The sequence below is a fragment of the Aurantiacibacter arachoides genome (assembly GCF_009827335.1).
In the GTDB taxonomy this organism is placed as follows: Bacteria; Pseudomonadota; Alphaproteobacteria; order Sphingomonadales; family Sphingomonadaceae; genus Alteraurantiacibacter; species Alteraurantiacibacter arachoides.
In genome coordinates this window covers 1045972-1059492 of record NZ_WTYH01000001.1, presented here as the reverse complement: position 1 = coordinate 1059492, position 13521 = coordinate 1045972, and the positions used below count along the sequence as shown (strand labels likewise).

The following is a 13521-nucleotide window of genomic DNA, read 5'->3' as shown; positions in this document are numbered from 1 at the left end:
TTGCGTGACGGGTAGCCTTTCCCGTGACTGGAGGATTTTTCATGCGTCGTTTGCTTGCTTTTACCGCCCTCGTAGCCCCCGCCATTGCCCTGGCCGCGCCTGCCGCGGCGCAGGATGGGTACAGCCTGCCGCCGCAGGACATCGCCGATATCGTGCTGCGCGCGCCGCCGCCGGCGGTGTCGATCTCGCCTGAATACGATCGGATGCTGCTGATCGAGCGCGAGGCCCTGCCGCCGGTGAGCGAATTGGCACGGCCGATGGAAAAGCTGGCCGGTCTGCGGCTCGACGCGTCCATCAACGATCGTCACGGCATCCGCAGCTTTGTCGGCATGACATTGCGTGACATCGACGGCGGAAACGATGTGGAAGTGGCCCTTCCGCCCGAAGCCGACCTGTCGCATTTCACCTGGTCGAACGATGGCGAGCACATCGCCTTTTCCAACACCTACGCCGACGGCATCGCGCTGATGCTGGCGGACAGCGAGACTGGCGAGACGCGCACCCTTCTCGAACGCGGGATGAACCCCATTTTCCAGAGCCCGCGCTGGCTGCCGGACGGACGGCTGCTGGTGATGGTTTCGCCGGCGGACCGCGGCCCCATGCCCAGCGAATCGCGCACCCCCGAAGGCCCGGCGATCCAGAACGCGGTGGGCGGTGAGGAGGCGCAGACGCGCACCTATCAGGACCTGCTCGAGAATCCCTATGACGAGGCGCTGTTCACCTGGCTGGGCACCAGCCAGCCGGTGATCTATTCGCTCGACGGCAGCGCGCCCGAAATCGTCGGCCCGCCGCGCGTCTACACCTATGCCGGCGCATCGCCGGACAACCAGTACATGCTGCTGGAATGGATCGACCAGCCCTACAGTTATCAGGTGCCCTACTCCGATTTCCCGCTGACCTCGGTCGTCACGCGGATCGATGGCACCCCTGTGGCCACGATCGCCCAGCAGCCGCTGGCCGACAACCTGCCGGTGCAGGGCGTGCAGACCGGGCGGCGCAGCATCGTCTGGCACCCGACCGAGCCCAGCACCCTCATGTGGGCCGAGGCGCAGGACGGCGGCGATCCGCGCGTGGCGGCAGAGGTGCGGGATGCGCTCTTCGCCCTCCCCGCCCCGTTCACCGCAGCCCCGCGCGAAGTCGCCCGGTTCGAGGATCGCTTCGCCGGCTTCTCCGGCATCGAGGGCAGCGATGACATCATCGCCGCCGATTACGACCGCGATACGCGCGAGGTGCGCCAGGCGCTGATCGACGTCACCGGCAGCAATGCCCCGCGCCAGCTGTTCATGCGCAACATCCAGGATGCCTACGCCGATCCGGGTTCCCCCGTCTCGACGACAACGGATGCAGGATTCAGCGTGGCCCGCAACGACGATGGCAGGCTGCTGCTTTCCGGCAGCGGCGCCACGCCAGAGGGCCTGCGCCCGTTCCTGCGCCGCTTCGACCTCGATACGCTGGAAACCACTGAGCTGTGGCGCAACGATGGCGAGTATCTGGAAAGCGTGACCGCCGTGCTGGACGGGGACGGCACCAGCTTCGTCACCCGTTACGAAAGCCCGCTCAACCCGGGGAACTACCGCCTTTACGCCGACGGGCAGGCGCGGTTCATCACCGACTTCCCTGATCCACACCCCGAACTCACCGGCATCAGCCGCGAGGTGGTGACCTACCCGCGCGCCGATGGCACCCAGCTGACCGCCACCCTTTATCTGCCCGCCGGCTATCAGGAAGGGGACAAGCTGCCCCTCGTGGTGTGGGCCTACCCGCTGGAATACAACAATGCCGCGACAGCCGGGCAAAACCGCGATTCGCCCTACCGCTTTACCCGCGTGGGCAGCTATTCACAGTTGTTCTTCCTGACGCAGGGCTATGCCGTGCTCGATGACGCGGCGATGCCGGTGGTTGGGTCCGACCCGGAAACCGTCAACGACACCTTCATCGACCAGATCGTGTCGAGCGCGCAGGCGGCGGTGGACTTTTCCGTCGCGCGCGGGTTCGGTGACGGATACCGTGTGGGCGTGGGCGGCCACAGCTACGGCGCCTTCATGACCGCGCACCTGCTGGCGCAAAGCGACATCTTCCGCGCCGGCATCGCCCGGTCGGGTGCCTACAACCGCACGCTGACGCCATTCGGTTTCCAGTCGGAGCGGCGGGTGTTCTGGGACACGCCGGAAACCTATTACGAGCTCTCGCCGTTCATGGCGGCGGATCAGATCAACGAACCGCTGCTGATGGTCCACGGCACCAATGACAGCAATTCGGGCACCTTCCCCGAACAGTCCGAACGCATGTTCGCCGCCGTGCGCGGCACCGGCGGCACGGCGCGGCTGGTGATGCTGCCTTACGAGGACCACGGCTATCGCGGGCGCGAGAGCGTGCTCCACGTGCTCGCCGAAATGATCAACTGGTTCGATACCTACGTGAAGAATGCCGAGATGCCGGAAACGGCGACCGGCGGCTGAACGGGAAACCCACCATGAGCGTGCTGATGCGGGCTTTCGTGATGACGGGCTATGGCGGCCCGGAGAAGACCGAGCTTCGCGACATGGTGCGGCCCCTTGCCGGGCCAGGCGATGTGCTGGTGCGGGTCCATGCCGCCGGCCTGAACCCGGTCGATTACAAGACCCGCGACGGCAAGCTGAAGATGATCCTCGATTACCCGCTTCCCGCGATCATGGGCAACGAACTGGCGGGCGTGGTCGAGGCGGTGGGGGATGGCGTCACGCAATTCTCGCCCGGGGACCGCGTGTTCGCCCGGGTGCCGAAGGACAGGATGGGCGCGCTGGCCCAGTTCGCTGCCCTGCCCGCCGATTGCTGCGCTACCATCCCCGATGGCTGGGGCTTCCAGCAGGCTGCCGCGGTGCCACTGGCGGGCCTGACCGCCCTGCAGGCCCTGCGTGACGAACTGGCATTGAAGCCGGGTGACCGGGTGTTCATCTCCGGCGGCGCAGGGGGCGTCGGCACGTTTGCCATCCAGATCGCCAAGTGGCTCGGCGCCCATGTCACCACCACTGCCTCCCCCCGCGGTCGCGCTCTGGTAGAACGCATGGGCGCCGACCGGGTAATTGATTACACCGCCGAGAATTTCGAGGACGTGCTGGCGGACGAGGTCGACGGCGCCTTCGACCTTATCGGTGGCGACACGCTGATGCGCACTTTTGCCGTGGTCCGCAAAGGCGGCAAGGTCGTTTCCATCGGCGGCGTGCCCGAACCGGTCACCGCCGAAAGGGATCTGAACGGCGACTGGAAGCTGAAGGCGCTATTCTGGGCCGCCAGCCTGAAGCAGCGCGCGGCGGCGCGGCGGCATGGCGTGACCTACCGCTATCTGTTCATGCATCCCTCGGGCGCAGAGCTGGCCGAACTTGGTGCGCTCATGGCAACGGGCAAGCTCGACCCGCAGATCGACCGCACCTTTCTCTTTGCCGAAACGAAAGACGCCTTCGCCTATCTCGAGCAGGGCCACGCCAAGGGCAAGGTCATCGTGACTGTCGCCGGGTAATCAACGCGCCGCGAAGAGGGTAAAGTCGCTCGCGGCCATCGGTTCGGCACCCAGGAACCCCTGCCAAACCGCGCACCCCTCGCGCGCGGCAATCAGGCGCTGGTCGTCGGTTTCCACGCCCTCGGCGATGACCGTCAGGCCGAGCGCGTCGGCCATAGCAAGAATGCCGCGCAGGATCGCCAGGTCGCGCTTGTCCTGCGCCACGCCTTCGATCATCGAACGGTCGAGCTTCAGGGCATCGATCGGCAGCGTCTTGAGATAGCGAAAGTTGCAGAAACCCGCGCCAAAGTCGTCCAGCGCGATGCGGATGCCAGCCTCTGCCAGTGTGGCGAGACGTTTCGCCGAACGCTCGAGGTCGGCCACCAGCGCCTGTTCGGTGATCTCCAGCGTCAGGCGGTCCGCCGGAAAGCCACTTTGCGCCACCAGCGCCAGCATCTCCTCGGCAAAGCTGCGGTCGGCCAGGTCCATCGCCGTGACGTTGAGCGACAGCCGCAGGACAGGCGGCCAGCTTGCCGCCTCGCGCAGGGCGCTGCGGGCGATGTGCCGCGCCAACCTTCGCGCCATGCCGCCACTCTGGGCAATCCCCACCAGCGCATCGCCGGCCAGCACGCCGTGGTTGGGATGCCGCCAGCGCACCAGCGCCTCCGCCCCGACAAGCGCCTGGCTATCGCTGGCGAACTGCGGCTGGAACATCAGGTCGATCTCGTCCGCCACCAGCGCCTCTGCCAGGTCGTGCGTGATCGGATGCGGATCGACGCGCCGGCGATCGTGGCGGGTGCGGCGTTCGTAAATCTGGGCGGGAAATGTCATGGCCCTGCCGATGGCGCAGATTGCCGGGCGAATCTGCCGCAGCGAATGCCGCGTTGCAAATCGGGACGACGCTTCATAGTGTCCGCCGCTCACGGGGGCGGAGGGACATACAGTGGCCGAGACACCGGCAACGCGAAATCTGGCACTGCTCCACTCGCCGTCCGAGCGTGCGCGCGATGCGGCCCGGCTGCTATCGGAACGCATCCCGTTCGTGCCGATAGAAGAGGCCGACACGCTGGTGGCGCTGGGTGGTGATGGCACGATGCTCGATGCCCTGCACGCCATGCTGGACACCGGGCGCAAGCTGCCGGTGTTCGGGCTCAACCTTGGAACGGTGGGCTTCATGATGAACCGTTATGCCGGTGCATCGGGCGTTGTGGAGCGCATTGGCAGGGCCAAGCCGATGGCGGTGCGCCCACTGCGGATGGAGGCGATAACGCAGGATGGTCGCAGCCACCGCTCGTGCGCGCTGAACGAGGTCAGCCTGCTGCGCGAGACCCGGCAGACCGCAAAGGTGGAAATATCGGTCAACGGCAAGGTCCGCATTCCCGAACTGGCAGGCGATGGCGTGCTGCTGTCCACACCGATGGGATCCACCGCCTATAACCTGTCCGCCAACGGCCCGATCCTGCCGCTCGATTCGCGTATGCTCGCGCTCACCCCGATCAGCCCCTTCCGCCCGCGCCGCTGGCCGGGCGCGATCCTGCCCGAAAACAGCCGCGTCAGCTTCCGCGTGCGCGAGCCGGGCAATCGTCCCGTGGCCGTGGTTGCCGATCAGAAGGAGGTCCGCGACGTCGCCGAGGTGCACGTGGAGATCGCCGCCGACATGGAAATGACCCTGCTGTTCGATCCCGGACACGCGCTGGACGAGCGGATCGTGGCCGAACAGTTCGTCCATTGATCGCCACGTGCGCAAGGGGGCTTGCATTACCAATTTGCCGCCCATATAGGCGCACTCCTGCCGATAAGGCTGCTCCCCGATAGCTCAGCGGTAGAGTAGGTGACTGTTAATCACTTGGTCGTTGGTTCGAATCCAACTCGGGGAGCCATTTTCCGCAACTAGCGCCATCGCGCTGCCGGGCGGATTATCGCCAGTCACCGGAAATTAGGCATATCGCCTTACCATGCGGCGCATCATGCTGGTCCTCTCACGCGCCCAGGCGGCGGTCATCGTCGTTGCAGTATCCTTGCTGCCCACTCTGGCAATCTCCGCGCTTTTCAGCGGAACCGGTGCCCTGTGGCTGGCGCCTGTTTCGCCGCGGGTGCTGGTGATTGCGCTGGCCGCGTCCCTCCTGGCGACGATCGTTCGCATGCGCGCCTTGCGCCTGGCCGGCGAGACGCCGACGCTTCGCAGCGTGATACGCGCGGACGGACCTGCCATACTCATCCCCGGCGCATTGATCGTCCTGATTGCCTTTCCCAGCGCAGCGTTCTCTTTCGCCAAGGCCAACATACCGGGCATCGTCCCCTTCTATCTGGACCCGCCTCTGGTGACGGCGGACCGCTGGCTGTTTCTCGGCACCGATCCGTGGAGGGTGAGCCACGCGCTGCTGGGACCGTGGGGCACCATCGTGATCGACCGGCTTTACGTGTTGTGGTTCACGCTGTTCCCGTTTCTGGCCGTGTGGATCGGTGGATCCCGCGATCGCACCTTCCAGCTTCGCGCGTTCATGGGTGTGCTGGTGGTGCTGCTGCTGGTGGGGAACGCGATGGCGCTGGCGATGTCCAGCGCCGGTCCGGTGTTCTACCAGCATTTCTATGGCGACCCGTACTATGCGCCGCTTCTCGCACGACTGGCAGAAGCGGACGCGATACAGCCGATCAGTGCGCTCAGCATCGCCGACTGGCTGCTCGAGACCTATGAGACGGGGGGCTTCGGCTCCGGCATATCGGCCATGCCCTCGGTCCACGTGGGCTTCGCCGTGCTGACCTGGCTGATGGTGCGCGACCGGGTGGCAAACCCGTGGCCCAGAGCGTTGGCGGGCCTCTATGCGTTCGCCATCTGGGTCGGCTCGTTCCATCTTGCCTGGCACTACGCCTGGGATGGCATCGTCTCCCTGGCCGTGGTCTGGGCCTGCTGGCGGCTGCTCCAACGGGTGGAGGTCGCGCCTAGCGCCTAGCGCCTGAAGCGGAAGGCGAACCTGTCGCTTTCCCCGGCGAAATCGCGCGGGTTCGCGGTGTGCGGATCGGCGGGGTTGGCGAGATGGTTGCTCTCCGCCTCGAACCGGAAGCCGGCCGCCGTCACCTGCTGGCGCACGGTAGCAGGATCGATGCGGTGAAGCGTGGCGGTTGCAGCAGTGCCGGTGCCGGGCGCGGCATGATCTTCCACGAAGTAGATGCCGCCCGGGCGCACGGCGCCATAGGCCCAGCGATTGGTGGCAGCGACATCGCCGTTTGCAAGGTCGTGGTAGTTCTCGGTCGTCCACACCAGGTCCACCTGCTCCGGCAAGGTCAGGCTGGCGTAGCTTTCGACCACGACGACTTCGATATTACCATACTGTTCGGCCAGCGCATTGATCGTGTCGAGCCCGCCGGGCCGGTTGGCAAAGGAGGCGGGCATCAGCGCGTAGACCTTGCCTTCCGAGCCGACGGCCTGGGCCAGGATGCGGGTGTAGTAGCCGCCGCCGGGCGCGATCTCGGCAATCGTCTGGCCGGGCGCCACGCCGGCAAAGGAAATGGTTTCCAGCGGCAGCCTCGCCGCGTCGCGGGCAACGTCCTCGGCCGGGCGCGCGGGGCTGATGACGGCCGCCATGAGTTCTTCCGACGCCTCGAACGCGCCGAGCTCCTCCTGCTCGATCGTGGCGCAACCAGCGGTCGCGACAAGCAGCGCGCCTACAGTTGCGGCGACGGGGGCGAAACGGATCATGGCAGGCACTCCTTTGCCCGCACAGCTACATCACCGCAGCAGTACGGGCAAAGGAAGCTTGTGGGCGCGGGCGCTAAAGCTGCGCGCCGTGGCAGTGCTTGTACTTGCTGCCCGATCCGCACGGGCATGGCGCGTTGCGGCTGACGTTCATCGCCGCGTAGGGATCGGCGACCTGCGAACCGCCGCTGCCGGTGGAGGCAACGGGCGATGCGGCCAGCGTGCCAAACAGGCCAGCCTGCGTGGCGGATCCGTCGCCGTCGTTGGAGTTGTCTTCGCCCGTGAACGGATCGATGTGCCCGGTCAGGAAGCTGGGCAGGTCAGGCAGGGCGCGCGGGGGCGGCGGTGCGCTGGGGCGGAACTCGGCGGTCAGCAGCACCTTGGTGACATCCTCGCGCAGTGTTTCCAACATGCTCTCGAACAGGCCGAAGGCTTCCTGCTTGTATTCGTTGATCGGCGTCTTCTGGGCGTAGGCGCGCAGGAATACGACCTGCCGCAGCGCGTCGAGCGTGGCGAGGTGTTCCTTCCAGTGATAGTCGAGCCGTTCCAGCAAGATGCTCTTCTCAACCCGGCGCCAGGCGTCTGCGGGAATGTCGCCGATCTTGTCGGTCATCTTCTGCGCGGCGAGATCCTGCAGGCGCTCGTCGATCAGGTCGGGCTCGACCGCGTGCTCCTCCATCCAGGTTTCGAGCGGGACGTCCAGCCCGAGCACTTCGTCTATCCGTTCGCGCAGCTGCTCCACGTTCCACTGTTCGGGATAGGATCCGGGCGGGCACGCATCGGCGACGATGGCGTTGATGGCATCGCGGCGCATGTCCTCCACCACGTCGTCCACGCGCTCGGAATCCATGATTTCCGCGCGCTGCTCGTAGATGACCTTGCGCTGGTCGTTCATCACGTCGTCGTACTGCACGACCTGCTTGCGCATCTCGTAGTTGCGCGCCTCGACCTTTTTCTGCGCGGTCTCGATGGCTTTGCTCAGCCATTTGGACCCGATCGCCTCGCCATCTTCCAGGTTGGCGTTCATCATCTTGGCGAACAGCGTGTCCGGGCCGAAGATGCGCAGCAGGTCATCCTCCAGGCAGAGGTAGAAACGCGACAGGCCGGGGTCGCCCTGCCGGCCCGAACGACCGCGCAGCTGGTTGTCGATACGCCGGCTCTCGTGCCGTTCGGTGCCGAGCACAAACAGCCCGCCGGAAGCCAGCACCGTGGCCTTTTCCTCGGCGATCTCGGCCTTGAGGCGGTCGATCGCGGCGTCGCGTTCCGGCCCCTCCTCCATCTCGGTCAGCTCTTCCTCGATACGGAATTCGAGATTGCCGCCAAGCTGGATGTCGGTGCCGCGGCCAGCCATGTTGGTGGCGATGGTGACGGCACCGATGCGGCCCGCCTGGGCCACGATACGCGCTTCCTGTTCGTGGAACCGCGCGTTGAGCACTTCGTGCTTCACGCCTTCGCGTTCCAGGAACTGGCTCAGCAGTTCGCTTTTCTCGATGCTGACCGTGCCCACCAGCACCGGCTGCCCGGCCTCGCTCTTTTCGCGGATGGCCTTGGCGATGGCGGCAAACTTGTCGAGGGTGTTCTTGTAGAACTCGTCATCCTCGTCGACGCGGCTGACGGGCACGTTCGTGGGAATTTCCACCACGTTGAGCTTGTAGATATCCCAGAATTCCGCCGCTTCGGTGGCAGCGGTGCCGGTCATGCCGCTCAGCTTGGGATACATGCGGAAATAGTTCTGGAAGGTGATGGAGGCCATCGTCTGGTTCTCGGGCTGGATCTCCGCGCCCTCCTTCGCCTCGACCGCCTGGTGCAGGCCGTTCGACCAGCGGCGGCCATCCATCATGCGCCCGGTGAACTCGTCGATGATGACGACCTTCTCGTCCTTGACGATATAGTCGGTGTCCTTCTTGAACATCACCACGGCACGCATCGCCTGATCCATGTGATGGACGATCTGGGTATTCTCCACGTCGTAGAGATTGTCCGTCGTCATCAGGCCGGCAGCGGCGAGGCGCTGCTCGATCTCTTCCGCGCCGTCCTCGGTCAGGGAGACGCTTCGGGCCTTTTCGTCCTTGGTGAAATAGCCCTCGCCCTCGGCCAGCGGGCCGCCGTTCTCGCGCTCCATCGCCTCCTGATCGGCCACCAGCTGCTTCACGACCGCGTCCAGCGCGAGGTAAAGCTCGCTCTTGTCCTCGGTCGGGCCGGAGATGATGAGCGGGGTGCGCGCCTCGTCGATCAGGATCGAGTCCACCTCGTCGACGATGGCATAGTTGAACGGCCGCTGCACCATTTGGCGGCGTTCCTGCTTCATGTTGTCGCGCAGGTAATCGAAGCCCAGTTCGTTGTTGGTGCCGTAGGTAATGTCGGCGGCATAGGCGTCGCGCCGCTGCTGTTCCGACAGGTTGGGCACGATCACACCGATCGTCAGACCGAGGAAACGGTGCAGCCGGCCCATCCATTCGGCATCGCGAGCGGCGAGGTAGTCGTTCACGGTGACGACGTGGACGCCCTTGCCTTCGATGGCGTTCAGATAGGTGGCAAGCGTGGCGACCAGCGTCTTGCCCTCGCCCGTCTTCATCTCCGCGATCTCGCCGCGGTGGAGCACGATGCCGCCCACCATCTGCACGTCGAAGTGGCGCATCCCGAGCACCCGCTTCGAGGCCTCGCGCACGGTGGCGAAGGCTTCGGGCAGGATGTCGTCGAGGGTCTTACCCTCCTCCAGTTGCAGGCGGAATTTGGCGGTCTGCGCACGCAATTCGTCATCGGAGAAATCGACGAGCTGGTCTTCCAGCGCATTGATGCGGGCGACGGTCTTGTCGAGCGAGCGGACGTAACGGTCGTTGGACGAGCCGAAGATGGATTTGGCGACTTGCTGCCACATGGCATGGTTCCTGTCGGTAGTATGGAGATGCGGCCGCGCGAGATTGGCGCGGCCTGCTGGAAATGCGGACGTCTGGAACGGGCGGCGCGCCTATTCGTGGGCGCGATCCGCCTGTAGCTGCACGGCCGGGGTGATCACGACGATGCGACGCTGGCAGCGGCGGGTATCGACCCGGTCCCGCTGGCGGGCCTGTGCCAACTGCAATGGCGCAGCGACGACCGGGCGGCAATCCGCCAGGTCCTGTGCCGCAGTGGCAGCCGCGCTGATTTCCCGCAGATCGGTTGCCGACACGGGCTCCGCCACGAGCGTAAAGCCCGAGATGACGGCAAGCAGGGTGAGCAACTGGCGCAGCATGGCGAAGGACAGATAGGTGAAACGGGCCGGGAAGTCCAAGATCAATTGCCTTGTCGCCGCTCTGCCATCAGCGCGCAGCATCTTCCCGGGTTAATTCCATCCGGAACCGCACCCGTAACGGGATCGGATTTCCCGCTTCATCGGTCGCTGGATAGTAGTCGGGTTGATTGGCGCACGGATCCTCCCGCGGGCCATTCTCCGGCAAGTCCAGGGCAAGGACCGTGCACTGCGTCACCGCGCCAGTCTGGTCGATATCGACGGTGAACTCGATGTGCGCTTCTTCGGGCAGGGGCAGCCGAACCGCCTCGGGCAGCGCCCATACGACACTCGTTGACCAGGTGCTGTCCGTGCGATTGCCTTCGCCGTCCCGCGCGGGCTCGAACTCGCCGCGCTGCTCGAGCCGGAGGCAGGCCGTGTCGTCAAGGATTGCGTGACCGCTGGAAGAGACCACCGTGCATTTCCTGACCATGCCGCGAGGATCGATCTGCAACCGCACGCCAGTCACGCCCGCGGCGTTCTGACGAAGCGCCTCGGCCGGATAGTCCTGGGGGTCGATCCACTCGCCGGGAGACGCCAATGGGCGCGGGGACGTGCCGGATGTATCCTGGGCCGCTGCGGCCAGCGGACAGGTCAGCGAAAGTGCTGCAACGACCGTGGCAATGTGTGACCGCATCGGCCCGCTCTCCTGTCATAGCTTGCAGCGCCGCATCGGGCACAATAGGGCGCAAAGTCAATGGACATAGCCCGCTCTCCCCTCGCCCGGCCCTTCCCCGAAATGCAGCCCATCGCCGGCGTCAGCCTGCGCGTGGCCCGCGCGCGCTACAAGTCCTGGGACCGCGCCGACCTGACCTATGTCGAGCTGGTCGAGGGCACCACGGTGGCGGGCGTGTTCACGCAAAACGTGTGCTGTTCGACTGAGGTCGAGATGGGGCGCGAGCAGGTGCGGCTGGGCCGCGGGCGCGCGCTGGTCGTCAACGCGGGCAATTCCAACGCGTTTACCGGCTATCGCGGGCGCGAGGCGGTGGAGGCGATCATGGCGCAGGTCGCGCATCGCCTGGACTGCCGGCCCTCGGACGTGTTCGTCTCGTCAACCGGGGTAATCGGCGTGCCGTTGCCCAAGGACAAGGCAGAGGCGGGGGTGGCGGCCGCGCTGGACGCTCCGGAAGTATCCTACGAGGTGGCCGCGCAGACCATCGGCACGACGGATACCTTTGCCAAGGGGGCGACGGCAACCGCCATGCTGGGCGACGTGCGGGTAACGCTCAACGCCATCGTCAAGGGCAGCGGCATGATCGCCCCCGACATGGCGACAATGCTGGGCTATATCTTCACCGACGCGGCGGTGGAGCCGGCCTTCCTGCAATCCTGCCTCGCCGCCGCCAACCGTTCCACCTTCAGCTGCATCACCGTCGACAGCGATACATCGACCAGTGACACCGTGCTCGCCTTTGCTACGGGTGCTGCGGGCAACCAGCCGCTGACCGGGTTCGACGATCCGGGCGCCGATGCCTTTGCCGCCGCCTTGCACGATGTATGCCGCCAGCTCGCCCACTTGGTAGTGCGCGATGGCGAGGGTGCGACGAAGTTCATTTCCGTCAGCATTAGCGGCGCCGAGGATGACGAAAGCGCGCGGCGCGTGGGTCTTGCGGTCGCCAACTCGCCGCTGGTCAAAACCGCCATCGCGGGCGGCGATGCCAACTGGGGCCGCGTGGTCATGGCGGTCGGCAAGGCCGGCGAACCGGCGAACCGCGACACGCTCTCGATCGCGTTCGGCGGCCACTGGGCAGCGCGCAACGGCCTGCCGGTGGAGGATTACGACGAGGCGCCCGTAGCGGCGCACCTTGCGGGCGAGGAGGTGGACATCACCGTCGATCTCGGCATCGGGGATGGCAGCGCCACCGTATGGACCTGCGACCTGACGCACGGCTACATCGCGATCAACGCCGATTATCGTTCGTGAGCACTCTGGACCGCGAGATACTGGCCCTGATGCGCGAGGTGACCGAGCGGGTCATCCTGCCGCGCTACCGCAACCTTGCCGCGCACGACATCGAGGACAAGGGCGGGAACGATCCCGTGACCATCGCCGATCGCGAGAGCGAGGCACTGCTGCGTGAAGGGCTGGCCAGGATTGCCGACCTGCCGGTGGTGGGAGAGGAAGGCTGCCATGCCGATCCAGAGGAGCGCCGCCACCTGTCGGGAGCGTGCTGGATCGTCGACCCGATCGACGGAACCCGTAACTACGCCAATGGCAAGCCGCCTTTCGGCATCCTGATCGCGCGGGCCGAGGGTGGCCTGGCGCAAAGCGGCTGGATCTTCGATTGCCTGACGGGCCGTTTCTGCGCCGCACACCTTGGCGGCGGCGCCTTTGTGGACGGAACCCGGATCGCGGCGCGGGAGACTGGCGAGCTACCGCCCGTGGCGGCGATCTCGCTGGTGTTCATGGACCCGGCGAAGCGCGCCGCGACGATGGAGCATATCTGCCCGCAATATCGCCTGACCGACATCCCCTACTGCGCCGCCGAGCAATACCCGCGCCTCGCGCTGGGCATCAACGACGTATCGCTGTTCGAACGAACCTTGGCCTGGGACCATGCCGCCGGCGCATTGTGGCTCAACGAGGCGGGCGGGCGAGCCGCGCGGCCAGACGGCTCACCCTACCGCGTGGATGGCGACGTGTACGGCGGGCTGATCGGCGCCGCCTCGCCCGCCTTGTGGGACGGTATGGCGGCGCGTCTGGCCGCCATGCCCCAGCCCTGAAACGTCAGAGCTGGGATTCCAGCCATCCCTTCAGGGCGTTCTTCGGTGCGGCACCCATCTGCTGGGCGACCGGCTGGCCATCCTTGAACAGGACGAGGAACGGGATCGACTGGACGCCCATCTTGCCGGGAACGTTGGGGTTTTCCATGATGTCCATCTTGGCAATGGTGATCTTGTCCGCCATCTCCTCGCTCAGTTCCTCCAGCGCGGGGGCGATCATCTTGCACGGGCCGCACCAGTCCGCCCAGAAATCGACGAGTACCGGCTTGTCGGCTTCGAGGACGTCGGCCTGGAAGCTTGCGTCGGTGACTGTCTTGGTGGCCATGTGAAATCTCCTGATTGGTTGGCGTCCCATGTGGG

General features: G+C 65.9%; 12 protein-coding genes and 1 tRNA gene. 7 read left to right on the top strand and 6 right to left on the bottom strand.

The window, feature by feature from the left end; genetic code table 11:
• The first annotated feature begins 41 nt into the window (after nt 1-41).
• Together GRI62_RS05205 and GRI62_RS05200 are read left to right on the top strand one after the other, a co-directional pair.
• Nucleotides 42-2459: a S9 family peptidase gene (locus tag GRI62_RS05205; RefSeq protein WP_131452322.1), complete on the top strand. Its 2418-nt coding sequence runs from the start codon at nt 42-44 to the stop codon at nt 2457-2459.
• A 14-nt stretch (nt 2460-2473) separates the two neighbouring features.
• On the top strand, nt 2474-3496 hold the full coding sequence (locus GRI62_RS05200; protein WP_199802245.1) for an NADP-dependent oxidoreductase: 1023 nt from the start codon (nt 2474-2476) through the stop codon (nt 3494-3496).
• On the opposite strand, the gene GRI62_RS05195 is transcribed toward GRI62_RS05200, so the two are convergent.
• Nucleotides 3497-4306 (bottom strand): EAL domain-containing protein, encoded by an 810-nt coding sequence (locus GRI62_RS05195; protein ID WP_160731817.1) that lies wholly within the window; start codon nt 4304-4306, stop codon nt 3497-3499.
• Nucleotides 4307-4418: 112 nt separating this feature from the next.
• Here GRI62_RS05195 and GRI62_RS05190 point away from each other — a divergent pair, with 112 nt between their 5' ends.
• The 3 genes from GRI62_RS05190 (at nt 4419) to GRI62_RS05180 (ending at nt 6426) form a co-directional block, all read left to right on the top strand.
• Entirely contained in the window at nt 4419-5207 is a 789-nt protein-coding gene (locus GRI62_RS05190) for an NAD kinase (RefSeq protein WP_131452320.1), read from the top strand.
• A gap of 73 nt (nt 5208-5280) precedes the next feature.
• Nucleotides 5281-5355, top strand: a tRNA-Asn gene (locus GRI62_RS05185).
• Nucleotides 5356-5430: 75 nt separating this feature from the next.
• Entirely contained in the window at nt 5431-6426 is a 996-nt protein-coding gene (locus tag GRI62_RS05180) for a phosphatase PAP2 family protein (RefSeq protein ID WP_131452319.1), read from the top strand.
• Here the strand turns inward: GRI62_RS05180 and GRI62_RS05175 are convergent.
• The 4 genes from GRI62_RS05175 to GRI62_RS05160 all read right to left on the bottom strand — a co-directional run bounded on the left by GRI62_RS05175 (nt 6423) and on the right by GRI62_RS05160 (nt 11074).
• Nucleotides 6423-7172 carry a class I SAM-dependent methyltransferase gene (locus tag GRI62_RS05175; protein ID WP_131452318.1) on the bottom strand — a complete coding sequence of 250 codons (750 nt, stop codon included), beginning with the start codon at nt 7170-7172 and terminating at the stop codon, nt 6423-6425. The genes GRI62_RS05180 and GRI62_RS05175 overlap by 4 nt on opposite strands.
• 73 nt (nt 7173-7245) lie before the next feature.
• The gene (gene secA, locus GRI62_RS05170; protein ID WP_131452317.1) at nt 7246-10047 is read right to left on the bottom strand and encodes a preprotein translocase subunit SecA; all 2802 of its coding nucleotides are present in this window, start codon (nt 10045-10047) and stop codon (nt 7246-7248) included.
• A 90-nt stretch (nt 10048-10137) separates the two neighbouring features.
• The gene (locus GRI62_RS05165) at nt 10138-10440 is read right to left on the bottom strand and encodes a hypothetical protein (protein ID WP_131452316.1); all 303 of its coding nucleotides are present in this window, start codon (nt 10438-10440) and stop codon (nt 10138-10140) included.
• Nucleotides 10441-10468: 28 nt separating this feature from the next.
• The gene (locus tag GRI62_RS05160) at nt 10469-11074 is read right to left on the bottom strand and encodes an energy transducer TonB (protein WP_131452315.1); all 606 of its coding nucleotides are present in this window, start codon (nt 11072-11074) and stop codon (nt 10469-10471) included.
• A 60-nt stretch (nt 11075-11134) separates the two neighbouring features.
• Between GRI62_RS05160 and argJ the strand changes: the two genes are divergently transcribed.
• Both argJ and GRI62_RS05150 read left to right on the top strand, forming a co-directional pair.
• On the top strand, nt 11135-12361 hold the full coding sequence (argJ, locus tag GRI62_RS05155; protein ID WP_131452314.1) for a bifunctional glutamate N-acetyltransferase/amino-acid acetyltransferase ArgJ: 1227 nt from the start codon (nt 11135-11137) through the stop codon (nt 12359-12361).
• Nucleotides 12358-13161: an inositol monophosphatase family protein gene (locus GRI62_RS05150; RefSeq protein ID WP_373282988.1), complete on the top strand. Its 804-nt coding sequence runs from the start codon at nt 12358-12360 to the stop codon at nt 13159-13161. The genes argJ and GRI62_RS05150 overlap by 4 nt, the downstream gene beginning before the upstream one ends.
• Nucleotides 13162-13165: 4 nt before the next feature.
• On the opposite strand, the gene trxA is transcribed toward GRI62_RS05150, so the two are convergent.
• Nucleotides 13166-13486: a thioredoxin gene (gene trxA, locus GRI62_RS05145; protein ID WP_131452312.1), complete on the bottom strand. Its 321-nt coding sequence runs from the start codon at nt 13484-13486 to the stop codon at nt 13166-13168.
• Nucleotides 13487-13521 lie beyond the last annotated feature (35 nt).

Coding starts and splice junctions, on each gene's coding strand:
- GRI62_RS05205 (WP_131452322.1), top strand. CDS start 42: ATGCGTCGTTTGCTTGCTTTTACCGCCCTCGTAGCCCCCGCCATTGCC.
- GRI62_RS05200 (WP_199802245.1), top strand. CDS start 2,474: ATGAGCGTGCTGATGCGGGCTTTCGTGATGACGGGCTATGGCGGCCCG.
- GRI62_RS05195 (WP_160731817.1), bottom strand. CDS start 4,306: ATGACATTTCCCGCCCAGATTTACGAACGCCGCACCCGCCACGATCGC.
- GRI62_RS05180 (WP_131452319.1), top strand. CDS start 5,431: ATGCGGCGCATCATGCTGGTCCTCTCACGCGCCCAGGCGGCGGTCATC.
- GRI62_RS05175 (WP_131452318.1), bottom strand. CDS start 7,172: ATGATCCGTTTCGCCCCCGTCGCCGCAACTGTAGGCGCGCTGCTTGTC.
- secA (WP_131452317.1), bottom strand. CDS start 10,047: ATGTGGCAGCAAGTCGCCAAATCCATCTTCGGCTCGTCCAACGACCGT.
- GRI62_RS05160 (WP_131452315.1), bottom strand. CDS start 11,074: ATGCGGTCACACATTGCCACGGTCGTTGCAGCACTTTCGCTGACCTGT.
- argJ (WP_131452314.1), top strand. CDS start 11,135: ATGGACATAGCCCGCTCTCCCCTCGCCCGGCCCTTCCCCGAAATGCAG.
- trxA (WP_131452312.1), bottom strand. CDS start 13,486: ATGGCCACCAAGACAGTCACCGACGCAAGCTTCCAGGCCGACGTCCTC.